The following is a 23,578-nucleotide window of genomic DNA, read 5'->3' on the forward strand; positions in this document are numbered from 1 at the left end:
GAATCGTTCGAACACCTGGCCGAACCCTCTACTTGAGGTTGATGGTTGGTGTTTCTGTGGTTAGTGTGGCGCTTGTTGCGCATCATCTATCACATGAGTCACATCCGTCACATGTGACGGTGATCGCGGGGCAACGTCTACCAGGGGAGAAATCGTCTTGCACCGTCGACCGAAGCCGTCACTGATTCTGGGTGTCGTCGCCGCACTCGCGGTCACGAGTCCTGTCGTGGTCTACGCCGTCGGGGACAGCACCACCGGAGTGCGCGCGGCCAACGACACGACCACCGTCGTTCCCACGCAGATCGCCAAGCTGGCGCTCGCGAACGCACCCGACATCGTCATCCCCGTGAAGGAACTCACCGGGCTGGATCTGCCGGACATCGACCTGGGGTCGCTGCGCGATCTGTCGCTGCCCGACTCCTTCGAGATCCCGTCCATCCCCGGACTCACGGTTCCCGAGGTGCCCGCCGCGTCGCCCACCGATCCGGCAGCCCCCGCGCCGTCCGAGGTGGACGGCTCGCAGGACGGCGCCGTGGTCAAGGAGGTGTCCCAGGACACCCCCTTCAGCATGGTCGCGCTGACGGCCGACCAGCTCGGCTCTGCGGTGGCCCGTGTGCGTGCCCAGCTCGACGACGGTTCCTGGGGTCCGTGGAACGAGACGCAGTCCATCGACACCGGTCGCACCGATTCGGACGTGCCCGCCGTCGCCAATGGCACGGAGCCCATCTACGTGGGCCTGACCAAGCGCGTCCAGTTCCTGCTGAGCCCCACCGTCCCGGCCGGCGCCGTGCTGAACCCCGCCGACCCGGCCTTCCCGGTCGAGCCGCCGGCACCCGCTCCCGAGGCGGCACCGGCACCCGAGGCGGCTCCCGCTCCCGACGCGGCCGATCCCGTCGCGCCGGCACCCGAGCTCGGCTACGTCCCGGCGTCGTCGTCCCGCCCGCTACGGGCCCAGCCGATCGCGAACGCCCTCGCGGACGCGACCGCCGTGCTCATCACGCCCGGCACCTCGGCGGCCGACAGCACGCTGAGTGACATCGCGACCCCCGTCGACGGCTCCGGCCCCGCCGTGATCACCCGCGCCCAGTGGGGAGCGGACGAGTCGAAGCGCTGCGGTTCGCCCACGTACGACGACTCTCTCGGCGGCGCCACGGTGCACCACACCGCGGGCAGCAACAACTACAGCAAGGACGAGTCCGCGGGCATCGTCCGGGCGATCTACGCGTACCACGCGCAGACCCTGGGCTGGTGCGACATCGGTTACAACGTGCTGGTGGACAAGTACGGCCAGGTGTTCGAGGGCCGCGCAGGTGGCCTCGATCGCAACGTCGAGGGCGCGCACGCGGGCGGCTTCAACGAGAACACCATGGGCATCGCGCTGATGGGCGACTACAGCTCGGAGCAGCCGACGCAGGAGTCGCTCGACGCTGCCGGCAAGTTCCTCGGGTGGCGTCTCGGCAAGGCCGGCCTGGACCCGAAGGGGACCACCACGATGACGTCCGAGGGCACGCAGTACACGTTCGTCCAGCAGGGCCGCTCGATCGATCTCCCGGTGATCTTCGCGCACCGCGACGTCGGCAACACCGAGTGCCCGGGCGACGCCGCCTACGCACGTATGGACGACATCCGGTCCATCGCGGCAGCCAACCTGAACGGGACCGGCACCCCGACACCGGCGGAGCCCGGTACCGGGACCACGACCGACGAGGGCCTGGTGGCGCCGCCCGTCGCCGCTCCCCCGAGTGTCGACGCGTCGTCGCCGGCACCCGGCAACACGCTGACCGGGCTCGTGTCCGAACTCCTCGCGATGGGCGTCCAGAACCCGATCGTGCAGAAGTGGGTCGCCGAGGGCGGTGAGTCGGGTCGACTCGGCGCCGCCCTGACCGGACTGCTCCCCGCACCCGAGGGACAGACCCGCGCGGACTTCGCCAACGGATCGATCTACACGACGCCCACCGGCCAGGTGGTCTCGGTGCTCGGCCAGATCTTCAAGCAGTTCGTCGCCATGGGCTCGGAGTCCGGATCTCTCGGACTCCCGACGTCCGACGAGTACCGCATCCCGAACGGATGGCAGTCCGACTTCGAGAACGGGTCGCTCTCGTTCGACGAGATCACGGGCATCGTGACGACGGTCGTGAAGACCTTCACCGACACGTACACCGCGGAGATGAACGCCGGCGCGCCGGCGGACGCTCCCGCACCGGCCCCCGAGGCTGCCCCGGCTCCCGAGGCAGCGCCCGTCGGCTGATCGTTCTCCTCTAGCTCCACCACCGTTCGAGCACGCGGGCGACGCCGTCGTCCGCGTTGCTCGTGGTGACCTCGTCGGCCGCGGCGATCGCAGCAGGGTGCGCATTGCCCATCGCGACGCCGTGGCCGACCATCGTCAGCATCGGCACGTCGTTCGGCATGTCTCCGAAGGCGATCATCTCGGACGCGTCGATGCCGAGAGTGCGCGCGATCTCCAGCAGTCCCGACGCCTTCGACACTCCGGGCGGACTCAGTTCGATCAGCCCGTTGTCGGTCGAGAAGGTCACGTCGGCGAGGTGCTCCACATGGGACGTCAGCGCGGCCGCCATGTCCCCGCTCGTCATCGACGACTGCCGGATCAACAATTTCACGGCGGGGGCGGACAGCACCTCCTCCGAGGACGTCTCGGTGTTGTCGGGGTTGAGCCACGCGTGCTCGTAGCCGGGGGAGCTCACGAACTGCGGCGTCGCCGCGTCGTGCGCGCTGCGGCCGACCCGCTCCACCGCGAGGCCGCACCCGGCGATGAGGGACTCCGCAAGAGCCGCCAGCTCGGCCAGATCGGTCACGCTCAACGTCCGCGCCGACACGACCACGTCGTTCTCGCTGTCGTAGATCACGGCGCCGTTGGCGCACACGGCCATGGGCGCGTGACCCAGCTGCTCGACGATGGGCCCGATCCACCGCGGCGGTCGACCCGTCGACAGCACGAAGGTGTCCCCGGCCGCCACGACGGCGTGCACCGCGGCCTTCGTTCGAGCCGTCACGCGCTCGTGGTGGTCGATGAGCGTTCCGTCGACGTCCGATGCGACGAGCCGCGGCCGTCCGGTCTCGCCGGGAGTGACGGGTCGCTGTGTGGGCTGCATCGGTCAAGTTTGCCCGACGGGGTTCCGCGACGTCTCCAGCGACGCACGAATATGGCGTGGAGGACGCGATCGACCGGCCGTAGTCTGACGTCCTGTGTCCCATCTCGAACTGTCCGACGTCGACTACTTCCTGCCCGACGGCCGCCAATTGCTGGACGGCGTGTCCTTCCGGGTCGGTGACGGCGCCAAGACCGCACTGATCGGACCCAACGGCACCGGCAAGACCACCATCACCCGCATCGTCGCCGGTGACGTGCCGCCGGACGAGGGGAGCGTGACGCGCTCCGGAACGCTCGGGGTGATGCGGCAGTTCGTCGGCCAGGTGCGCGACGAGTCGACTGTGCGTGACCTCCTGCTGTCCGTGTGTGCGGAGCCCGTCCGTACGGCCGCTCGGCGACTGGACGACTCCGAGAACGCGATGATCGAGCACGACGACGAAGCGACCCAGATGGCCTACGCACAGGCGCTGTCCGACTGGGGCGACATCGGCGGGTACGACCTCGAGCCGTTCTGGGACGAGGTCACCATGTCTGCGATGGGCACCTCGTTCGAACGCGCGAAGTGGCGGGCCGCGTCCACGCTCAGTGGCGGCGAGCAGAAGAGGCTCGTGCTCGAGGCATTGTTCGCGGGCAACGATCAGCTGCTGCTGCTCGACGAGCCCGACAACTACCTCGACGTGCCGGGCAAGCGGTGGCTCGAGCGCACCATCGCCGCGTCGGACAAGTCGGTACTGTTCATCAGCCACGACCGAGAGTTGTTGTCCACGGCCGCAACTCGCATCGTGACACTGGAGCCGGGGATCAACGGCGCCTCGGCGTGGGTGCACGGCGGCGGCTTCTCCACCTACACCGAGGCACGCGAGAAGCGGAACGCGCGACTCGACGAGTTGAAGGCGCGGTGGGACGAGGAGCGGGTGAAACTGCAGGCGCTCGTACTGCGGTTGCGCGAGAAGGCGAAGTTCAACGACGGTGTGGCCTCGCGCTATCAGGCGGCCCGGACGAGGCTCGCGAAGTTCGAGGAGGCGGGCCCACCCGAGGCGGTGCCGCTCCGCCAGAACGTCGCTGTGCGGCTCACGGGAGGACGGACCGCGAAGCGTGCACTCGTGTGCACGTCACTCGAGTTGACCGGACTCATGCAGCCCTTCGACACGGAGATCTGGTACGGCGACCGCGTGGCCGTACTGGGCTCCAACGGGTCCGGCAAATCGCACTTCCTGCGGCTGCTCGCGGCCGGCGGAACCGATCCCGACCTCGAGCACCTCCCTGTCGGTGAACTCGACTTGGCACCCGTACCGCACACGGGCACAGCCACTCTCGGTGCGCGGGTCCGCCCGGGACTGTTCGCTCAGACCCACACCCGTCCCGACCTCGAGGGCAACACATTGCTGGACATCCTGCACCGCGGGACCTCGCACCGTGACGGGATGGGACGGGAGGCCGCGTCCCGCGCACTGGACCGCTACGGGCTCTCCCGCCAGGCGGAGCAGAGGTACGACGACCTCTCCGGTGGTCAGCAGGCACGGTTGCAGATCCTGCTGTTGGAGCTGTCCGGCACCACGATGCTTCTCCTCGACGAACCCACCGACAACCTCGACCTCGAGTCGGCCGACTCCCTGCAGGACGCGATCGTCGCGTTCGACGGAACCGTGGTCACGGTGACGCACGACCGATGGTTCGCTCGGAGTTTCGACCGGTTCCTCGTCTTCGGGGCGGATGGTCGGGTGTACGAGTCGGGTGAACCGGTGTGGGACGAGGGCCGCGTGGCACGCGCTCGATGACACCCCGCCGGACGTGACGATTCGGACACGGTGAGGCGCGTGCAACGCCGTGCGTGCGAGTCGCGCCGTTAGTGTCGGGACACATCTCGGCACGCGAAAGGGTGACTCGGCGTGGACATCATGGAACCGGTACACGGAACGGCCTACCTGCTGTCGGTCGCGGCCGTCGCCGTGGCCGTCCTGCTCTTCCTCATCATGAAGGTGAAGCTCCACGCCTTCCTGTCGCTCGTTCTGGTGAGCATGGTGACGGCGGTCGCCGCAGGCATCCCGCTCGCGGACGTACCCGACACGCTCCTCTCGGGCTTCGGAGGGACACTCGGCAACGTCGCGTTGCTCGTCGCGCTGGGCGTGATGCTCGGCCGGCTCCTCGAGAAGACCGGTGGTGCCCAGGTTCTCGCGGACACCCTCATCGCACGCTTCGGTGAGAAGCGCGCTCCCTTCGCGCTCGGCGTCGCGGCCTTGATCTTCGGGTTCCCGATCTTCTTCGACGCCGGTCTCGTCATCTTCCTGCCGATCATCTTCTCGGTGGCGCGGCGCTTCGGCGGATCCGTCCTGCTCTACGCGCTGCCGACAGCCGGCGCCTTCGCGGCCATGCATGCGATCGTGCCGCCGCACCCGGGACCCGTGGCAGCTGCGGACCTCATGGGCGGAGACATCGGCGTCACTCTCGTCGTCGGGCTCCCGGTCGCGATCATCGCGTGGTTCCTCGGTTCCTACCTGGTCGGCACACGCCTGGGTCGCCGGTTCGTCACCAGCCCGGCCGCGCTGTTCGCCGATGCCGCCGACGACCCCGACGCTCCTGCCGTCGCGCCACCGCGCTTCCTGGCCGTCCTCGGACTGCTCCTGTTCCCGCTGATACTCATCTGCCTGAACACCGGTGTCTCGACGCTGCAGACCGCCGGAATCGTCTCGGAGGACGCCGGATGGGCGGAAGCACTCATTCTCCTGGGGCAGACACCCGTCGCTTTGCTGCTGACGGTGCTCCTGTCACTCGTGGTCCTGGCACCCGGACGGTTCTCCGTCTCCAAGGCCACGTCGCTCATGGACGACGCCCTGGGCCCGGTGTGCGCGATCATCCTCATCACGGGCGCCGGCGGAATGTTCGGCGGAGTTCTTCGCGCCAGCGGCATCGGTGCGTCTCTGACGGAGTCGCTGTCGGATCTCGGGTTCTCGTTGATCGTGCAGGCGTTCCTCATCGCGGCGGCTCTCCGCGTCGCGCAGGGCAGCGCGACGGTCGCGCTGACGACCACTGCCGGCCTGGTCTCGGCTCAGGTGGTCGAGCTCGGGTTGGGTAACTTCGACATCGCACTGCTCGTGTTCGCGATCGCTGCGGGAGCCACCGTGCTCTCGCACGTGAACGACTCGGGTTTCTGGCTCGTCAGCCGATTCTTCGGCATGGACGAGAAGACGACTCTGAAGACTTGGACGGTCATGGAAACGACATTGGGACTCGCGGTCTTCGCGCTCGCCTCACTGCTCTGGGTGGTGTTCTGACGTGACGGACCACGCCGACGGCATTCCGAGACACATCGTCGTGATGGGTGTGTCGGGGACCGGGAAGACCACCGTCGGCAGCGCACTGGCGACGACACTGGGGAGCACCTTCATCGAGGGCGACACTTTTCATCCCAAGGCGAACATCGACAAGATGTCTGCAGGCCACCCGCTGAACGACGACGACCGTCGACCGTGGCTCGCCGCGGTGGCAGGTGAGATCGAACGAGTGGCAGACGAGGGTGGAACGTCGGTGGCGGCCTGTTCCGCCCTGACGCGGCGGTACCGGGACTGGCTGCGCGGGGGCTACCCGGATCTGTTCTTCGTCCATCTGCAAGCGGACTACGACACGCTTCTCGACCGCATGTCGCGCAGGAAGCACTTCATGCCCCCGTCTCTGCTGCAGTCGCAGTTCGACACCCTCGAGGACCTCCAGGCGGACGAGCACGGCGCGGGAGTGCCGGATGTCGACGGCGTCGAGAAGGTGGTCGCAGCTGCCATGAAGGCAGTGGGCGCCTCCCGGTAGCACCATGCCGGCCGGCGGGGGGCACGGCGAAAGTCCTTCTGCCGGTACATGACCCGTGAATGCAGAAAGCCCCCCGACCGGTGGTCGGGGGGCTTTCTGGGAAGGGTTGTTCGGCGGTGTCCTACTCTCCCACACCCTGTCGGGTGCAGTACCATCGGCGCTGGAGGGCTTAGCTTCCGGGTTCGGAATGGGTCCGGGCGTTTCCCCTCCGCTATGGCCACCGAAACTCTGTGAAACAACAGAGCACGAGGCACACACGTTTCCTGTCACCGGTGCTGCTGGTGATGGATCGGTGGTGCGGGTTTCAGTTATCTGCTGAGCAACTCGTGTGTTGTCTCAGATACTGCACAGTGGACGCGTAGCTTCTTTGTGGTAAGTCCTCGGCCTATTAGTACCAGTCACCTGCACCCATTGCTGGGCTTCCAGTTCTGGCCTATCAACCCGGTGGTCTGCCGGGGGCCTTACCCCCTCGAGGGGGTGAGAAACCTCATCTTGGAACAGGCTTCCCGCTTAGATGCTTTCAGCGGTTATCCCTTCCGAACGTAGCTAACCAGCGGTGCTCCTGGTGGAACAACTGGCACACCAGAGGTTCGTCCGTCCCGGTCCTCTCGTACTAGGGACAGCCTTCCTCAAGTTTCTGACGCGCGCGGCGGATAGAGACCGAACTGTCTCACGACGTTCTAAACCCAGCTCGCGTGCCGCTTTAATGGGCGAACAGCCCAACCCTTGGGACCTACTCCAGCCCCAGGATGCGACGAGCCGACATCGAGGTGCCAAACCATCCCGTCGATATGGACTCTTGGGGAAGATCAGCCTGTTATCCCCGGGGTACCTTTTATCCGTTGAGCGACACCGCTTCCACTTGCCGGTGCCGGATCACTAGTCCCGACTTTCGTCCCTGCTCGACTTGTCAGTCTCACAGTCAAGCTCCCTTGTGCACTTGCACTCGACACCTGATTGCCAACCAGGCTGAGGGAACCTTTGGGCGCCTCCGTTACATTTTGGGAGGCAACCGCCCCAGTTAAACTACCCACCAGGCACTGTCCCTGAACCAGATCATGGTCCGAGGTTGAGGTATCCAATACGATCAGAGTGGTATTTCAACAACGACTCCACACACACTGGCGTGCATGCTTCACAGTCTCCCACCTATCCTACACAAACCGAACCGAACACCAATACCAAGCTGTAGTGAAGGTCCCGGGGTCTTTTCGTCCTGCCGCGCGTAACGAGCATCTTTACTCGTAATGCAATTTCGCCGAGTCTATGGTTGAGACAGCTGAGAAGTCGTTACGCCATTCGTGCAGGTCGGAACTTACCCGACAAGGAATTTCGCTACCTTAGGATGGTTATAGTTACCACCGCCGTTTACTGGGGCTTAAATTCTCAGCTTCGCTCCCGAAGGAACTAACCGGTCCTCTTAACCTTCCAGCACCGGGCAGGCGTCAGTCCGTATACATCGTCTTACGACTTCGCACGGACCTGTGTTTTTAGTAAACAGTCGCTTCTCACTGGTCTCTGCGACCCACACCAGCTCACACTGCAAGAGTGATCACCAGCAGGGGTCCCCCTTCTCCCGAAGTTACGGGGGCATTTTGCCGAGTTCCTTAACCATAGTTATCTCGATCGCCTTGGTATTCTCTACCTGATCACCTGTGTCGGTTTGGGGTACGGGCCGTGTACCAGCTCGCTAGAGGCTTTTCTCGGCAGCATAGGATCACTGAATTCGCCTCATTCGGCTATGCATCACCTCTCAGGCTGTGTGAGACCCGGATTTGCCTAGGTCTCGCCCTACAGGCTTACACCAGTGTTACCACTGACTGGCTCAGCTACCTTCCTGCGTCACCCCATCGCTTGACTACTACCAGGAAAGGTCCCGTGCATCACCACACCCGGCACCCGAAGGTGCTCCTGGCGGCTCTGGACGGTTAGTACTCCTGATTCATCATGGGCGCGGATACACGGGTACGGGAATATCAACCCGTTGTCCATCGACTACGCCTGTCGGCCTCGCCTTAGGTCCCGACTCACCCTGGGCGGATTAACCTGGCCCAGGAACCCTTGATCATTCGGCGGACGAGTTTCTCACTCGTCTTTCGCTACTCATGCCTGCATTCTCACTCGCGTGGCCTCCACACCTGGATCACTCCGGCGCTTCCCTGGCCACACGACGCTCCCCTACCCACCCACACACCTGGCCCACCCCCCGCAGGGAATGAGCAGATTATTGTGTGAGTGCCGCGGCTTCGGCGGTGTACTTGAGCCCCGCTACATTGTCGGCGCAAAATCACTTGACCAGTGAGCTATTACGCACTCTTTCAAGGGTGGCTGCTTCTAAGCCAACCTCCTGGTTGTCTTCGCGACTTCACATCCTTTTCCACTTAGTACACGCTTGGGGGCCTTAGCCGGCGATCTGGGCTGTTTCCCTCTCGACTACGAACCTTATCGCCCGCAGTCTCACTGCCGCGCTCTCACATCCTGGCATTCGGAGTTTGGCTGATTTCGATAAGCTTGTGGGCCCTCTAGACCATCCAGTAGCTCTACCTCCAGGATGAAACACGCGACGCTGCACCTAAATGCATTTCGGGGAGAACCAGCTATCACGGAGTTTGATTGGCCTTTCACCCCTACCCACAACTCATCCCCTCAGTTTTCAACCTAAGTGGGTTCGGGCCTCCACGACGTCTTACCGTCGCTTCACCCTGGCCATGGGTAGATCACTCCGCTTCGGGTCTAGAGCATGCGACTGAAACGCCCTATTCGGACTCGCTTTCGCTACGGCTACCCCACACGGGTTAACCTCGCCACATACCACTAACTCGCAGGCTCATTCTTCAAAAGGCACGCCATCACCCCCAGCGACAAGTCACTCGAAGGCTCTGACGGATTGTAAGCGCACGGTTTCAGGTACTATTTCACTCCCCTCCCGGGGTACTTTTCACCTTTCCCTCACGGTACTAGTCCGCTATCGGTCACCAGGGAGTATTCAGGCTTATCGGGTGGTCCCGACAGATTCACAGCAGATTTCACGGGCCCGCTGCTACTTGGGCATTCATCACGACAGTCACACAGTTTTCGTCTACGGGACTCTCACCCTCTACGACAGGCCATCCCAGACCACTTCGACTAACCACATGATTTCTTACTGTCGGCCGATCCGGCAGAATCGACAAGACAAACCCCACAACCCCACACGCACAACCCCTGCCGGGTATCACATGCACATGGTTTGGCCTCTTCCGCGTTCGCTCGCCACTACTGACGGAATCACTGTTGTTTTCTCTTCCTGTGGGTACTGAGATGTTTCACTTCCCCACGTTCCCTCCACACACCCTATATATTCAGGTGCAGGTAACACGACATCACTCGTGCTGGGTTTCCCCATTCGGACACCCTCGGATCTCAGCTCGGTTGACAGCTCCCCGAGGCTTATCGCAGCCTCCTACGTCCTTCATCGGCTCCTGGTGCCAAGGCATCCACCGTACGCTCTTCATTACTTACAACAAAGATGCTCGCGTCCACTGTGCAGTTCTCAAACAACACACACCACCCGAACAGAACGTGGCACCAGCCGGCGACAAACAACATCACCGCGGTATGACCACAGTTCGGGCGCTGTACATGTTTTCCTCGAAAGAAACACTCGCGTGTTCTCTCAGGACCCAACAGTGCATCGATATAGAACCAGCGGAACAACACTGAGGAAGTTCGCTACTGCCGGCTCTGGTTGTCAGTGTTCCACCCATGAGCGTCCACCCGACCAACGAATGTGGTCGGCGTGGTCTCTGCGGGGTGTCCCTCCCACCTGTGTGGGTGGTACTGCCCCGAGATGTGCTCCTTAGAAAGGAGGTGATCCAGCCGCACCTTCCGGTACGGCTACCTTGTTACGACTTCGTCCCAATCGCCGATCCCACCTTCGACGGCTCCCTCCCACAAGGGGTTAGGCCACCGGCTTCGGGTGTTACCGACTTTCATGACGTGACGGGCGGTGTGTACAAGGCCCGGGAACGTATTCACCGCAGCGTTGCTGATCTGCGATTACTAGCGACTCCGACTTCACGGGGTCGAGTTGCAGACCCCGATCCGAACTGAGACCGGCTTTAAGGGATTCGCTCCACCTCACGGTATCGCAGCCCTCTGTACCGGCCATTGTAGCATGTGTGAAGCCCTGGACATAAGGGGCATGATGACTTGACGTCGTCCCCACCTTCCTCCGAGTTGACCCCGGCAGTCTCCTGCGAGTCCCCGGCATAATCCGCTGGCAACACAGGACAAGGGTTGCGCTCGTTGCGGGACTTAACCCAACATCTCACGACACGAGCTGACGACAGCCATGCACCACCTGTACACCGACCACAAGGGGGGCCGTATCTCTACGGCTTTCCGGTGTATGTCAAACCCAGGTAAGGTTCTTCGCGTTGCATCGAATTAATCCACATGCTCCGCCGCTTGTGCGGGCCCCCGTCAATTCCTTTGAGTTTTAGCCTTGCGGCCGTACTCCCCAGGCGGGGCGCTTAATGCGTTAGCTACGGCACGGATCCCGTGGAAGGAAACCCACACCTAGCGCCCACCGTTTACGGCGTGGACTACCAGGGTATCTAATCCTGTTCGCTACCCACGCTTTCGCTCCTCAGCGTCAGTTATTTCCCAGAGACCCGCCTTCGCCACCGGTGTTCCTCCTGATATCTGCGCATTTCACCGCTACACCAGGAATTCCAGTCTCCCCTGAAATACTCAAGTCTGCCCGTATCGCCTGCAAGCCAACAGTTGAGCTGCTGGTTTTCACAGACGACGCGACAAACCGCCTACGAGCTCTTTACGCCCAGTAATTCCGGACAACGCTTGCACCCTACGTATTACCGCGGCTGCTGGCACGTAGTTGGCCGGTGCTTCTTCTGCAGGTACCGTCACTTGCGCTTCGTCCCTGCTGAAAGAGGTTTACAACCCGAAGGCCGTCATCCCTCACGCGGCGTCGCTGCATCAGGCTTGCGCCCATTGTGCAATATTCCCCACTGCTGCCTCCCGTAGGAGTCTGGGCCGTGTCTCAGTCCCAGTGTGGCCGGTCGCCCTCTCAGGCCGGCTACCCGTCGTCGCCTTGGTAGGCCATTACCCCACCAACAAGCTGATAGGCCGCGGGCCCATCCTGCACCGATAAATCTTTCCACCACACGGCATGCACCGCGCAGTACTATCCGGTATTAGACCCAGTTTCCCGGGCTTATCCCGAAGTGCAGGGCAGATCACCCACGTGTTACTCACCCGTTCGCCACTCGTGTACCCCGAAGGGCCTTACCGTTCGACTTGCATGTGTTAAGCACGCCGCCAGCGTTCGTCCTGAGCCAGGATCAAACTCTCCGTTGAAGACTCTTATCAACCCCACCCTAGAAAGGCAGAGTCAATGAAAACTAGAGAGCCAAATCCAGCAATAAAACTCACGCCAGCAATAACTCCATTGCTGACAAAAAAGAACCGGTCCCTCCCCGACGGGAAGAAGGAGAAGAACCAGCAAACCAAAACAAAATATTGGCACTGACATTCATCGACACACTGTTGAGTTCTCAAAGAACACGCACACACCACCACCACCCACCAGAAGGCGGGAGGATCCGGGGCAACCGTTCCAGCCTAACCACACCGCAACACCCGAGTCAAACACCAGGCACCACGTAGATCAGGAAGTTGGACTGTACGCTCAGCCTACACGAGGTGCAGACGAACCTTTTCTGTCCGATCGGCCATGCGACTCCGTCCCACCTCGTTCGCCCAGCCCCGTAAGGCCTTCGGTCGGTGTCCGTGTCGCTCTGACTCGAAGAAAGTTACGTGAGTGATTCGCGAGATGCAAATCGCCTGGTCACGGCGTGTCGAACAGTGCGAGAGGCCGACACATCGCTCTCATGCACGGCCACGAATACCTCCAGAGTGCGCCCGAGCCGGCCCGATGGTCGTGTCGGCAGGCGTACCGGAACGGAGTAGCTCGTGCCTATCGCAGCAGTCGACTACAACCATGTGCGACTCACTGTCAGTGACATCGCGACCTCGCGGAAGTTCTACGACGACGTCTTCGGTTTCGAGGTGGCCTTCGAGCTCCCGCCGAACCCGGACGAGGCGACGAAGGAAGCGCTGGGGTTCCTCTTCGGCGGAGTCATCTACAAGTTCGGCGGCGGGCTGCTCGGTCTGCGCCCCGTGGCTCCGGGTGACGACACGTTCGCCGAGGACCGCGCCGGCCTGGACCATCTCAGCTTCAGTGTCGCGTCGTTGCAGGATCTGCACGACGCCGCCGCACTGCTGGACACCCTGGGCATCGAGCACGAGCCGGTGAAGGATCTCGGTGACGCCGGCATGGCGATCCTCGAGTTCCGGGATCCCGACAACATCGCCCTGGAGATCGCCGGTCCCAACAGCTAGTCAGTCCGAGGCGCGCTTGCGCTCGTCTCGCGCTGCCATCCGAGCCTCGAGGTCGACGGCATCCAACTTGTCGGCTTCCTCGAGGGTCGGGGCCGTCCCCCCGAGACGGGCCGGTACCCAGTACTGGCCGGCGGGATGGTGATAGTTCTTCTGCACGTCGGCGAGCATGGTCTGCATCGTCGATCGCAGGTGGGCGGTGAGGTCACCGGCCGACATGGTCGGCGCGATCGGCTCTCCCACCGCGATGGAGATCGGGGTCTTCGTGCGTCCGAGCTTTTTCGGGAACCCCTTGGTCCACACACGCTGCGCGCCCCAGATGACCACCGGAATCACGGGGACCCCGGCCTCGATCGCCATCCGGGCCGCGCCCGACTTGAACTCCTTGATCTCGAAGCTGCGACTGATCGTGGCTTCGGGATAGACCCCCACCAGTTCGCCTCGCGACAACGCGTCGACCGCAGCCCGGTACGACTCCGCGCCGGCGGCGCGGTCGACCGCGATGTGCTTGAGAGAGCGCATGATCGGCCCCGACTTGGGGTTGTCGAACACTTCCTTCTTCGCCATGAATCGGATGTACCGCTTGTGCTTCCGCGCAGGCAGGCCGGCGTAGGTGAAGTCCAGGTAGCCCGTGTGGTTGATGGCGATCACGGCGCCACCCCGAGCGGGGATGTTCTCCGCGCCCTCGACGTCGAACTTCAGCCCCTGCGCCGCGAAGACGGTGCGAGCGATTCCGATGACAGTGCGATAGACGGGGTCCACACGGTGCAGCGTAGCGGCTCGTCGCCGCCCCCGAGAGGGGCTCGTCCGGTAGGGCACTCTGTTAGCGGGAGTTGCCCACCGCCACGACCATCTTCCCGGTGTTCTCCCCGCGCAGCATCCCCAGGAACGCCTCCACCGTGTTCTCGATGCCGTGCACGACCGTCTCGTCGAAGGTCACGCGACCCTCGGAGAGCCACGTCCCCATGTCCTCCGCGAACTGGGGGAACCGGTGCAGGTAGTTGCCGACCGTGAATCCCTGCAGGGTGAGACCGCGGGTCACGATGTTCGACATGTTGTCCGGCCCCGGCGTCGTTCCCACAGTGTTGTAGGCGGATATCGCTCCGCACAGTGCGGTCCTGCCACCGTCGTTGAACGCGTCGAGCGCCGCTTCGAGGTGGTCGCCGCCGACGTTGTCGAAGTACACGTCGATGCCGTCCGGAGCCGCTGTGCGCAGCTGGTCGCGAACCGGAGCCTGCTTGTAGTCGAACGCCGCGTCGAAGCCGTACTTGCCGGTCAGAAGGTCGACCTTCTCCGCCGAGCCCGCAGAGCCGATGACGCGTCCCGCGCCGAGGATCCGTGCGATCTGCCCGACCGCGCTGCCGACGGCGCCCGCTGCACCGGACACGAACACCGTGTCGCCCTCCTGCAGGCGCGCCACGTCCTGCAGTCCGACGTAGGCGGTGAGTGCGGTCATGCCGAGGATGCCGAGGTAGGCCGAGGTGGGGACACCGTCGATCTCGCGCACCACGCGGAACTGCGACGCTTCGGCCTGCGCGACGTCGCGCCACCCGAGCTGGTGCACCACGACGCTGCCCACGGGATGCTCGTCCGAACGGCTCTCGACGACCCGGCCCACGGCGCCACCCGTCATGGTCTCGTTCAGTGCGAAGGGCGGCACGTAGGACCGCACGTCGTTCATGCGCCCTCGCATGTACGGGTCGACGGACAGGAAGTCGTTGGCGACGCGCACCTGGCCGTCGCCGAGTTCGGGCAACTCCGTCTCCACGGTGCGGAAGTTCACCTCGGTGGGCCATCCGGTGGGACGGGAGACCAACTGGATCTGGGTGCTCTTCACGAAATACTCCTTTTGTGGATCGTTCGGTACAGTAAATACCGTACGCCTCACCGACGAAAGGTGACAGATGGGTAGGAGAGCGACGTTCGATGCGGCGCAGGTCGTCACTGCTGCGCGGGATGTGTTCTGGCACAGAGGCTTCGATGGCGCATCTCTGCCCGAACTCGAGGCGGCGACCGGGCTGTCCCGGTCCAGCATCTATCACGCGTTCACCAGCAAGCGCGGCCTGTTCGACGCAGCGGTGCAGGACTATCTCGACACGGTGGTGGCACCGCGGCTCGCCCTGTTGCGGACCGACGACGGTCTGGACGCGTACTTCGCGTCGATGGACGTCGAACTCGAGAACCTCGATGCCGAAGCACCACGTCGCGGCTGTCTTCTGGTCAACACTGCTGCGGGATCCGCCGCGCACGACGACACCCTCGCCGCCGTCGTCGACGCCTACCGTCGGCGACTCACCGATGCGGTCACCGACGCCCTGGTGAACCGGGGGTGACGACGATCCCGAGAATCGGGCTCGCATTCTGGTGACGATGAGCTCGGGCGCACTTCTGCAGGCACGCGTCGACCGGGACGAGGCACGCGCAATCATCGCCTCGGCACGGAAGTTGGCGCGGTCCTGGGAATCATGAGCCGACGCGGACATCGGTACCGTCGAGGAAGTGGATATCGACCGGTGGCGTAGCCGACTCCCCGTGACCAGAGCATCGGACGGTGAGCTCGTGGGGTGGACCGTCTCCGACATGGCTCGCGACGACGGCGAACTCGTGGACGCCGTCAACCCTGTCGGCCACGTGATCGCCGAAGACGTGCAGCTCGAGGCGGCAATCGACGTTCTCGAAGCACGCGGGCTGAGTTCGCTGTCCGTTCCCTATTGGGCGCGTGCGCCGTTACCGCTGGTCAGCGAGCTGGATCTCCGGCGTGCGACACCGGAATGGCAGTGGCGTCGGATGGTCATGACGCAGTTGGACGACACCAAGGTCTGGATCCGCCCCGCCTACCCGTCGTATCCGGAGCGGATGGTGGAACTCGCCGTCCCGCTGCCGGCGGACGACGTCCTGGTCACCGAACCGCCGACACGGGACGAGTAGCGAACCCGCACTGCTGATTCTCGGCCTCACAGATGCACGTGAGCGCACCCGATCGATCGGAAACCTGCGACACGGCAGATCCAGTCACGATCGGGTGCGTTCACGTGCAGTACGGCTATGAAGTCGGCGGACGCAGGACGTCGGTGCCGACGAACGGGACGAGCGCAGCCGGGATCTTGACGCTGCCGTCGGGCTGCTGGTGGTTCTCGAGGATCGCGGAGATCCACCGAGTCGTCGCCAAGGTGCCGTTGAGCGTCGCGGCCGTCTGCGGCTTGCCGTTCTCGTCCCGGTACCGGACACCGAGTCGACGCGCCTGGAACGTGGTGCAGTTCGAGGTGGACGTGAGTTCACGGTAGGTGTTCTGCGTGGGAAGCCATGCCTCGCAGTCGAACTTGCGTGCAGCCGACGATCCCAGGTCGCCGCCGGCGGTGTCGATGACGCGGTACGGCAACTCGACCGCGGCGAGCATCTCCTTCTCCCAGCCGAGGAGCCGCTGGTGTTCCGCGTCCGCGTCCTCGGGACGGGTGTAGACGAACATCTCCACCTTGTCGAACTGGTGGACACGGATGATGCCGCGGGTGTCCTTGCCGTAGCTGCCGGCCTCGCGGCGGAAGCACGACGACCATCCCGCATAGCGCTTCGGGCCGCCGTTCAGATCGAGGATCTCGCCCGAGTGGTAGCCGGCGAGGGGCACCTCCGACGTGCCGACGAGGTAGAGGTCGTCGTCGTCCAAGTGGTAGATCTCCGACGAGTGCGCGCCCAGGAAGCCCGTCCCGGCCATGATCTCCGGCCGCACGAGCACCGGTGGGATGACCATCGTGAACCCGTTCGACACTGCCTTCTGGGCAGCGAGCTGCAGCAGACCGAGCTGCAGCAGTGCGCCGTAACCGGTCAGGAAGTAGAACCGAGCGCCCGACACCTTGGCGCCGCGCTCCATGTCGATGATCCCGAGAGCCTCGCCGAGCTCGAGGTGGTCCTTCGGATTCTCGATGGTCGGGATCTCACCGATCGTCTCGAGGGTGACGAAGTCGTCCTCGCCGCCGGCCGGCGCGCCCTCCTGCACGATGTTGGAGATCGCACGGTGTGCGGTGTCGAGAGCCGCGTCGGCGGCATTCTGCTCGGCCTCCGCCTCCTTCACCCGTGCGGCGAGCGCGGACGCCGTCGCGAGAAGTTCCGGGCGCTCGTCGGGAGTGGCCTTACCGATCTTCTTACCGAACGCCTTGTGTTCGGCACGGAGGTTGTCGGCAGTGGACACGGCGGCCCGGCGCGCGGTGTCCGCCTCGAGCAACGCGTCCACCAGGGACGGATCCTCGCCACGGGTGCGCTGCGACTGGCGGACGGCGTCGGGGTCCTCGCGGACAACTCTGAGGTCGATCACGGGACGTCAGCCTACTGGGGCGATGTGGTCACCCTCGTCCGAGGACGTCCAGGTAGTCCTCCCGGCCGAACATGCGCGCGGCGTCGACCGCGGTCGGATGCCCCGCATCGGCGTCGGCTCCGGCGTCGACCAGTGCCCGGACGACCTCGTCCTCGCCCTTGAACACGGCACCGGCGAGCGGGGTCTGACCCTTGTCGTTCGCGCGGTTCACGTCGGCTCCGCGGTGCGCGAGGGCCACGACGCTCTCGGCGTGACCGTGATAGGCCGCCAGCATCACCAGGGTGTCCCCGGATCCGTTCGTCAGATCCACGGGCACGCCCGCGTCGACGTACGCGGTGAGTGCGGCGGTGTCGCCGCTGCGTGCCATGTCGAACACGCGCGTCGCGAGGTCCTCGATCCCGGCCTCGAGCCCGGTGTCCTCGGTATCAGCACCACTCATACCGTCCGAACCTACCGGCAGGCATGATGGAGCCGATGTCTCCGAAGCCCGAAGATCCCACCCCGAGCCCGTCCGGCGAGGACGGCCCGGTGGTCGACGACGCCCCGACGTCCGAGATCGCGACACCCGACGCGTCCACATCCGACACGTCCGCGCCCGACGCGGTGGTACCCGAGGCATCGACGGCCGACGAGACCGACACCGCGACGGACGAGAAGAGTGGCCCCCGCACCGTCCAGGCCTCGAACGCCCGTCGGCTGCTCGCCCTGGTCGCGATCGGCGCCATCGGAGCCGCCGCCGTCACGATCGGTGTGTCCGGTGGGTTCGACCGGAGCGAGAAGCTCGCCACACCGTCCACGGCAGGAACCGTCGGAACCGCGTCGACGACGTCCTTCGGCTCGTCCGACGCAGGCGACTGCCTGCAGTGGACTCCGACCGACGACCCCGACACCGACCGCCAGGACCTCGCCGAGGTGAGTTGCGCGGAGCCGCACCGCTTCGAGGTCGCCGAGACGGTGGACCTCGGGGTGTACCCGGTCGCCGAGTTCGCGACGGGATCGCCGTATCCCGACGCGGCCCGCTTCGCCTCCCTGCGCGACGAACACTGTGAGACCGCGGTGCAGGACTACACCGGGGGCCGCTTCGACCCCACGGGCAAGTACTCGGTGGGCCTCATGTTCCCCAGCCAGGCCGGGTGGGCCGCGGGCGAGCGCGCGATCCGGTGCGGCATCCAACAGACCGGCGCGACCAGCGCGCTGCAGGTGATGACCGGCAGCGTCGCCGACCAGGACCAGTCGATGGTCTGGGAGACCGGTAGTTGCGTCGGCGTCGAGTCGGGCGTGCCGACAGACCCGATCGACTGCACCGCTCCGCACGCCTTCGAGGTGGTGTCGGTGGTGGATCTCGCCGCGCAGTTCCCCGGCGGACTACCGTCCGTCGAGGACCAGGACCGCTATCTCGAACCCACGTGCACCCAGGCGTCGGACGCCTACCTGGGCGGTCCGGACGTTCTCCGGGAGAAGACACTGACGCTGTTCTGGGACAACGTCGACGCCTCGAGCTGGTTGGCGGGCAGCAAGAAGGTGAGCTGCTCCATCGGCAAGGAGGTCGAGTCGGGCGGGTTCGCGTCCATCGTCGGCTCGGCGAAGGGCGACATCACCATCGACGGCGCTGCGCCGGTTCCGCCGCCTCCCGTTCCGGACGGCCGCAGCCTGCCGATCCCGCTCCCCGGAGCGTCTCCCCTGCCCGGTGCGTGACGTGTCGGTCAGCATGTCCGAAGCGGAGTTCGAGAACGCGGTCGGCGATGCGCTGGACACTCTCCCGGACGAGCTGGCCGCATACATGAACAACGTCGTCGTGCTGGTCGAGGACGAGCACCCGACGGAGGATCTCCTGGGTCTGTACGAGGGCGTCGCTCTGACCGAACGGTTCGAGTACAGCGGGCACCTGCCGGACGTCATCACGATCTACCGACTGCCGATCCTCGACATCGCCCGTGACGAGGACGACGCGCGCCGCGAGATCGCGGTGACCGTCGCCCACGAGATCGGGCACCACTTCGGCATCGACGACGATCGCCTGCACGAACTCGGCTTCGGCTGAGCTCCGTTCTCCACCTGCGGAACCGATTCCCGCCGTCGCGCGTCCAAGTCTCGAGATCCGACCGGACGCTCGAACGGAGACCCCCATGCCCGGCCACGTACTCGTCGATCCCGAGGCGCTGCTCGCGGCCGCGTCGGAGCTCGATGCCGCGGCGATGCGCCTGGCGTCGTCTCTCGCCTCCGCGTCCGTCGCGCTCCGTCCTCCCCCCGCGGGCAGCGACGAGGTGTCCGCGCTGGCGGCACGCTACTTCTGGTCGACCGCGCAGTCTCTCGACACCTCGACGTCCGCGGCGGTGACCGAGCTCCACGAGACGGCGGCTGCCCTGCGAGTCCAGGCGGCGGCGTACCGCGAGGTCGACGCGTCGTTCTCCACGGCCCTGACCGCGGGCACCGCGTGACGGCCGGGCCCACCGGGGTGTTCTGGCTCCCGCGTACCGCGGCGGTGAACTCGGCCGCACTGCTCGCGGGTGCCGGCCCCGCTCCGCTGGCCGCCGCCGGCACGGCGTGGGCCGCGGTGGCCACGGCACTCGCCGCGGCCACCGCGACGGTCAGCGGTGTCGCGTCCGCACTGGCAGCCACGTGGGACGGGGATGCCGCCGACGCCGCCGGAGCGGGGATGACGGCGTTCGCGACGTGGGGCACGGGAGCGGCGCAGCACGCCTCGGCCGTGTCCGCTCGGGCCGCCGCCCAGTCCGCGACGGTGGTGACCGCGCTCGCCGTCATGCCGACACTGCCGGAGATCGCCGCGGTGAAGGTCGGACGCACCACCGCGTACGCCACCGGCGGCGCCCTCACCGGCGCGGCGCAGGCTGCCGATGCCGCCGACGCCGCGCTCGATCTCCGCGCCGCCCTGGTCATGGAGGCGTACGAAGCGGCGACGGCGCAGCTCGCGCTCGTCGACGGTCTGCAGATGCCCCCGCAGATCACCACGGCGGTCACCGCGGCCACCTCCACGGTCATCTCTGCTGTCCCCGGTCACGGGCCGGTGCCGGGCGAGGCCGGGACACCGCCGTCGGACGACAGCGGATCCGACCGGCAGAAGCATGGATTCTCGGACGGGGCGGCGCACCAGGGTCACCGGTCGCCCCTCACCACGGACAGCATCGGACACGATCCCGCCGTCACGAGGGCGGCGTCGCTGATCCAGCAGATGCCCGCGCAGGCCGGGTCGACGCTGTCCTCCGTTCTGTCGTCGGCACCGCAGGCCGGTGCGGCACCGACGATCACCCACGCTGTGCCGCAGCAGGTTTCGATGGTCGCCACCGGGTGGGGTGGCGGCGGGGGGCGAGGTGGCAGCGGGCAGGGTGGCTCCGTGCACGCCGCCGGTGGCTCGTTCGCACGGACGCCGTCACCGTTCCTCGGTGCGGGCGTCGGATCGGACACGGCGGTGTCAGCGGGACAGGACGCGTCCGTGTCCGGCGCCGCGCATGCCCGGTCGCCGTTCGGCGCGGGACTTCCCATGGGTCACAGCAGGCTCGGCTCCGACGAGGTCGTGCACGCCCGCAGGACACCCGCCGTCGTCGAGGAGGAGGCGGGAGTTCCGGTCGTGCCCGCCGTCATCGGGGCGCGGCGATGAGCGCGGCGCCGGTGCTGGGCGGGGACGTCCCGCTCGAGGGTTCGCTCACGCTCGACACGGACGAACTGACGTACCTCCTGGGGGCGATCGGGGGACATACTCTCCCTGCCGTTCTCGGATGGCACCCGGCCGGCGCGACCGTCGCCGATCGCGCGACCGTGCTCGCGAGTGCCGCCCGACGCCTCGCCGATCGTCTCCTGGTGTCAGCCGACGGCGGCCTGCACCGTGATCTGGCCGCGATGCTCCGTGCGGCGGCGGTGCCTCGCTGGAGTGTCGACGTCCGCATCGTCGGCCACTCCACCGGCATCGAGAACCGGCGAGGGTGTCTGTGCGGCAACGACATCGACGATCCGGTGTGGATGACCGCGAGCGAGGGATCGGTGACGATCACGCGGGTCGACACCGACATGGCCGCCCTGATCGCGGCCTGGCTCGGCGACGCCGCAGGAGCGCCGATCGATCCGCTGACCGAGTACACCGACGTCCTCACGGCCGGTATCGAGGACGTCGTCCCGCACTGCACCCGCCACACCGAGATCGTCGGACTCCGACACGATCACGGTGTCACCACCACGGTCGACCCGTCGATCGCGGTGTACGACAGCGACTCCGGCCGTGTCGTCGCGACCACGGTCCAGGATCCGACCGGACGATCGAGCACGTCCGTGCGATCCGCGACACCGGTACGCACCGTCGGAGCACTCCGCTCGCTGATCACCTCGCTGGAACGGCGCTCGATACTCGACGACCACCTGGTCCGTGTGTCCGCTCAGCCCATCGGATCGTCGGGAGTGCGGCTGCCCTTCGTCTCGAACGGGGGCGTGTAGTCGCCCCAGCGCACGCAGTCCCAGGCCGAGACACCCTCGGCGGGAACCAGTTCGACGGTCCCCGTGTTGTCGAGATGGTTGTCGGCGGCGAAGTCGCGATCGATCCCGGACAGCGCCGCGGCGACGAGCCGAATCGCAGCACCGTGACTCACCACGTGGACGGTGGCGGAATCGTCGCCGAGGTGGGTGGCGCGGAGCTCGTCCAGTACCGGCACGTAGCGGGCGAGCACGTCGGCGCCGGACTCGCCCCCGGGCAGGCGGGCATCGAGGTCACCGTCCAGCCAGGTGCGGTACACCGCGGTGAAGCGGGCGTGGTCCTCCTCGGCGCTGCGGTCCTCGAGGTCGCCGACGAACGTCTCCTGCAGACCGTCGCGCACCGTCAGCGGCGTACCGGTCGCGTCGGCCAGGTACTGCGCGGTCTGACGTGCGCGGACGGCGATGGACGACACCAAGGCGGCCGGGGTCCGCGTGACCGTCCGGGCGTACTCCTGCGCCTGTCGGTGTCCGAGCTCGGTCAGCTCCGCGCCGGGCGGCAGGGTGTCGAGACGACGAGCGACGTTCGAATGGGTCTGACCGTGCCGCACCAGGACGAGTCGGCCGCTCACCGATCTCCCCGTCGCAACGCGTCCAACCAGTCCCGGCCGCGGTCGTCGGTGGGGCGAGGACCGCCGGCGGCGACGTGCGCACTGGGCCAGGAGCCGAGGAACCGCACGTCGGTGCGCGAGTGCAGGACCCGCAGGGCGTCCGCCACCGCGACGTCGTCGATGTGGCCGACGCAGTCGATGTAGAAGCGGTAGGTGCCCAGATGGGTACGGAGAGGGCGAGACTCGATGAACGTCAGATCGATGTCGCGCGTGCTGAATTCGGCCAGCGCGGACACCAACGTGCCGGGCCTGTTGGCGGGAGTGAGCACCACGGCAGTGCGATCCGCCCCCGTGGGCGCGGGCGGCGGGCACGGGCGCGTGACGTACACGAAGCGGGTCCGTGCGTTCTCCACGTCGGCCACGCCGTCGGCCAGCACGTCGAGTCCGTGCCGTCGGCCCGCCAGACCGGTGGACACCGCGGCGTCGGCGAGTCCGGCCGCGACGTCCTCGGCCGCACCGGCATTGGACGACGCGAACTCCACCTGAGCATCGGGCATGGTGGCGGCGATCCACTGCTGGACCTGGGCGGCGGCGTGGGGGTAGGCCCGGATCGTGCGGACGTCCGCCATGGCGGTGCCCGGACGAGCGACGATGGTGAAGGACACGTCGAGTTCGGTCTCCGCGAGGATCTGCAGCCGGTCCCCGATCGCGAGCGCGTCGAGGGTGGGCGGGACCGAGCCCTGCACCGAGTTCTCGATGGGCACCACCGCGCCGTCGGCCGCACCGGAGCGCACCAGTTCGAGGGTGGCGGGCGGGCTCGACGCACTCACGCGCTCGACGGGAGCGCCGAACGCCCCGTCCGCCTCGAGCTTCCCCAGGGCCATCTCGGTGAACGTTCCCGAGGGTCCGAAGTAGGCGATGCGCACCCCGGTCACG

At 66.0% G+C, this 23,578-nt stretch carries 19 protein-coding genes and 3 rRNA genes; 12 read left to right on the forward strand and 10 right to left on the reverse strand.

Annotated elements, in window-relative coordinates:
* Positions 1-157: 157 nt before the first annotated feature.
* On the forward strand, positions 158-2,248 hold the full coding sequence (locus tag QE449_RS00685; protein WP_307108004.1) for an N-acetylmuramoyl-L-alanine amidase: 2,091 nt from the start codon (positions 158-160) through the stop codon (positions 2,246-2,248).
* Between the two features lie 10 nt (positions 2,249-2,258).
* Here the strand turns inward: QE449_RS00685 and QE449_RS00690 are convergent, their stop codons facing one another.
* Positions 2,259-3,110 carry a Cof-type HAD-IIB family hydrolase gene (locus QE449_RS00690; RefSeq protein WP_027507268.1) on the reverse strand — a complete coding sequence of 284 codons (852 nt, stop codon included), beginning with the start codon at positions 3,108-3,110 and terminating at the stop codon, positions 2,259-2,261.
* A 94-nt stretch (positions 3,111-3,204) separates the two neighbouring features.
* On the opposite strand from QE449_RS00690, the gene QE449_RS00695 reads away from it, so the two are divergent.
* The 3 genes from QE449_RS00695 (at position 3,205) to QE449_RS00705 (ending at position 6,907) form a co-directional block, all read left to right on the forward strand.
* Positions 3,205-4,887 (forward strand): ABC-F family ATP-binding cassette domain-containing protein, encoded by a 1,683-nt coding sequence (locus QE449_RS00695; protein WP_307108005.1) that lies wholly within the window; start codon positions 3,205-3,207, stop codon positions 4,885-4,887.
* Between the two features lie 111 nt (positions 4,888-4,998).
* Positions 4,999-6,381: a GntP family permease gene (locus QE449_RS00700; RefSeq protein ID WP_307108006.1), complete on the forward strand. Its 1,383-nt coding sequence runs from the start codon at positions 4,999-5,001 to the stop codon at positions 6,379-6,381.
* 1 nt (position 6,382) lies between these two features.
* Complete coding sequence (locus QE449_RS00705) at positions 6,383-6,907, forward strand: gluconokinase (RefSeq protein ID WP_373428237.1); 525 nt, start codon at positions 6,383-6,385, stop codon at positions 6,905-6,907.
* A 108-nt stretch (positions 6,908-7,015) separates the two neighbouring features.
* Here QE449_RS00705 and rrf read toward each other — a convergent pair.
* The 3 genes from rrf to QE449_RS00720 all read right to left on the reverse strand — a co-directional run bounded on the left by rrf (position 7,016) and on the right by QE449_RS00720 (position 12,268).
* Positions 7,016-7,132: ribosomal RNA gene (rrf, locus tag QE449_RS00710) — 5S ribosomal RNA — on the reverse strand.
* Positions 7,133-7,275: 143 nt separating this feature from the next.
* Positions 7,276-10,410 (reverse strand): 23S ribosomal RNA (locus QE449_RS00715).
* A 339-nt stretch (positions 10,411-10,749) separates the two neighbouring features.
* A 16S ribosomal RNA gene (locus QE449_RS00720) occupies positions 10,750-12,268 on the reverse strand.
* Together the 16S, 23S and 5S rRNA genes form the textbook arrangement of a ribosomal RNA operon.
* Positions 12,269-12,883: 615 nt before the next feature.
* Here QE449_RS00720 and QE449_RS00725 point away from each other — a divergent pair.
* Positions 12,884-13,312 carry a VOC family protein gene (locus QE449_RS00725; RefSeq protein WP_027507307.1) on the forward strand — a complete coding sequence of 143 codons (429 nt, stop codon included), beginning with the start codon at positions 12,884-12,886 and terminating at the stop codon, positions 13,310-13,312.
* Here the strand turns inward: QE449_RS00725 and QE449_RS00730 are convergent, their stop codons facing one another.
* A complete protein-coding gene (locus QE449_RS00730) occupies positions 13,313-14,071 on the reverse strand; it encodes a 1-acyl-sn-glycerol-3-phosphate acyltransferase (RefSeq protein WP_307108007.1) in 759 nt (252 codons plus the stop codon).
* A gap of 61 nt (positions 14,072-14,132) precedes the next feature.
* Positions 14,133-15,146, reverse strand: a complete 1,014-nt coding sequence (locus tag QE449_RS00735) for an NADP-dependent oxidoreductase (RefSeq protein ID WP_307108008.1) — start codon at positions 15,144-15,146, stop codon at positions 14,133-14,135.
* A 67-nt stretch (positions 15,147-15,213) separates the two neighbouring features.
* On the opposite strand from QE449_RS00735, the gene QE449_RS00740 reads away from it, so the two are divergent.
* Positions 15,214-15,642 (forward strand): TetR/AcrR family transcriptional regulator, encoded by a 429-nt coding sequence (locus tag QE449_RS00740; RefSeq protein WP_307108009.1) that lies wholly within the window; start codon positions 15,214-15,216, stop codon positions 15,640-15,642.
* 199 nt (positions 15,643-15,841) lie between these two features.
* On the forward strand, positions 15,842-16,237 hold the full coding sequence (locus tag QE449_RS00745) for a hypothetical protein (RefSeq protein ID WP_235579598.1): 396 nt from the start codon (positions 15,842-15,844) through the stop codon (positions 16,235-16,237).
* 115 nt (positions 16,238-16,352) lie between these two features.
* On the opposite strand, the gene serS is transcribed toward QE449_RS00745, so the two are convergent.
* Together serS and QE449_RS00755 are read right to left on the reverse strand one after the other, a co-directional pair.
* Entirely contained in the window at positions 16,353-17,615 is a 1,263-nt protein-coding gene (serS, locus tag QE449_RS00750) for a serine--tRNA ligase (protein WP_307108010.1), read from the reverse strand.
* 28 nt (positions 17,616-17,643) lie between these two features.
* Positions 17,644-18,054, reverse strand: coding sequence for an ankyrin repeat domain-containing protein (locus QE449_RS00755; protein WP_027507313.1), 411 nt, complete (start codon positions 18,052-18,054; stop codon positions 17,644-17,646).
* A 35-nt stretch (positions 18,055-18,089) separates the two neighbouring features.
* Here QE449_RS00755 and QE449_RS00760 point away from each other — a divergent pair, with 35 nt between their 5' ends.
* The 5 genes from QE449_RS00760 to QE449_RS00780 all read left to right on the forward strand — a co-directional run bounded on the left by QE449_RS00760 (position 18,090) and on the right by QE449_RS00780 (position 22,058).
* Positions 18,090-19,310, forward strand: a complete 1,221-nt coding sequence (locus tag QE449_RS00760) for a septum formation family protein (protein WP_081821501.1) — start codon at positions 18,090-18,092, stop codon at positions 19,308-19,310.
* 13 nt (positions 19,311-19,323) lie between these two features.
* Positions 19,324-19,656: a metallopeptidase family protein gene (locus QE449_RS00765; protein ID WP_081821502.1), complete on the forward strand. Its 333-nt coding sequence runs from the start codon at positions 19,324-19,326 to the stop codon at positions 19,654-19,656.
* An 85-nt stretch (positions 19,657-19,741) separates the two neighbouring features.
* Positions 19,742-20,053 (forward strand): PE domain-containing protein, encoded by a 312-nt coding sequence (locus QE449_RS00770; protein ID WP_307096827.1) that lies wholly within the window; start codon positions 19,742-19,744, stop codon positions 20,051-20,053.
* Entirely contained in the window at positions 20,050-21,231 is a 1,182-nt protein-coding gene (locus tag QE449_RS00775; protein WP_307108011.1) for a PPE domain-containing protein, read from the forward strand. Before QE449_RS00770 ends, QE449_RS00775 begins: the two co-directional genes overlap by 4 nt.
* On the forward strand, positions 21,228-22,058 hold the full coding sequence (locus QE449_RS00780; protein WP_307108012.1) for an ESX secretion-associated protein EspG: 831 nt from the start codon (positions 21,228-21,230) through the stop codon (positions 22,056-22,058). Before QE449_RS00775 ends, QE449_RS00780 begins: the two co-directional genes overlap by 4 nt.
* On the opposite strand, the gene QE449_RS00785 is transcribed toward QE449_RS00780, so the two are convergent.
* Together QE449_RS00785 and pheA are read right to left on the reverse strand one after the other, a co-directional pair.
* Positions 22,001-22,663 (reverse strand): histidine phosphatase family protein, encoded by a 663-nt coding sequence (locus QE449_RS00785; protein WP_307108013.1) that lies wholly within the window; start codon positions 22,661-22,663, stop codon positions 22,001-22,003. The genes QE449_RS00780 and QE449_RS00785 overlap by 58 nt on opposite strands.
* Complete coding sequence (gene pheA, locus QE449_RS00790) at positions 22,660-23,577, reverse strand: prephenate dehydratase (protein WP_307108014.1); 918 nt, start codon at positions 23,575-23,577, stop codon at positions 22,660-22,662. Before pheA ends, QE449_RS00785 begins: the two co-directional genes overlap by 4 nt.
* Between the last annotated feature and the right edge of the window lies 1 nt (position 23,578).

This window comes from Rhodococcus sp. SORGH_AS_0303, assembly GCF_030819335.1.
Taxonomy (GTDB): Bacteria; Actinomycetota; Actinomycetes; order Mycobacteriales; family Mycobacteriaceae; genus Rhodococcoides.

Bases quoted from the DNA above. Each gene is read 5' to 3' on its own strand.
- QE449_RS00690 (WP_027507268.1), bottom strand. From the start codon at position 3,110: ATGCAGCCCACACAGCGACCCGTCACTCCCGGCGAGACCGGACGGCCG.
- QE449_RS00740 (WP_307108009.1), top strand. From the start codon at position 15,214: ATGGGTAGGAGAGCGACGTTCGATGCGGCGCAGGTCGTCACTGCTGCG.
- QE449_RS00755 (WP_027507313.1), bottom strand. From the start codon at position 18,054: ATGAGTGGTGCTGATACCGAGGACACCGGGCTCGAGGCCGGGATCGAG.
- QE449_RS00760 (WP_081821501.1), top strand. From the start codon at position 18,090: ATGTCTCCGAAGCCCGAAGATCCCACCCCGAGCCCGTCCGGCGAGGAC.
- QE449_RS00765 (WP_081821502.1), top strand. From the start codon at position 19,324: ATGTCCGAAGCGGAGTTCGAGAACGCGGTCGGCGATGCGCTGGACACT.
- QE449_RS00770 (WP_307096827.1), top strand. From the start codon at position 19,742: ATGCCCGGCCACGTACTCGTCGATCCCGAGGCGCTGCTCGCGGCCGCG.
- QE449_RS00780 (WP_307108012.1), top strand. From the start codon at position 21,228: ATGAGCGCGGCGCCGGTGCTGGGCGGGGACGTCCCGCTCGAGGGTTCG.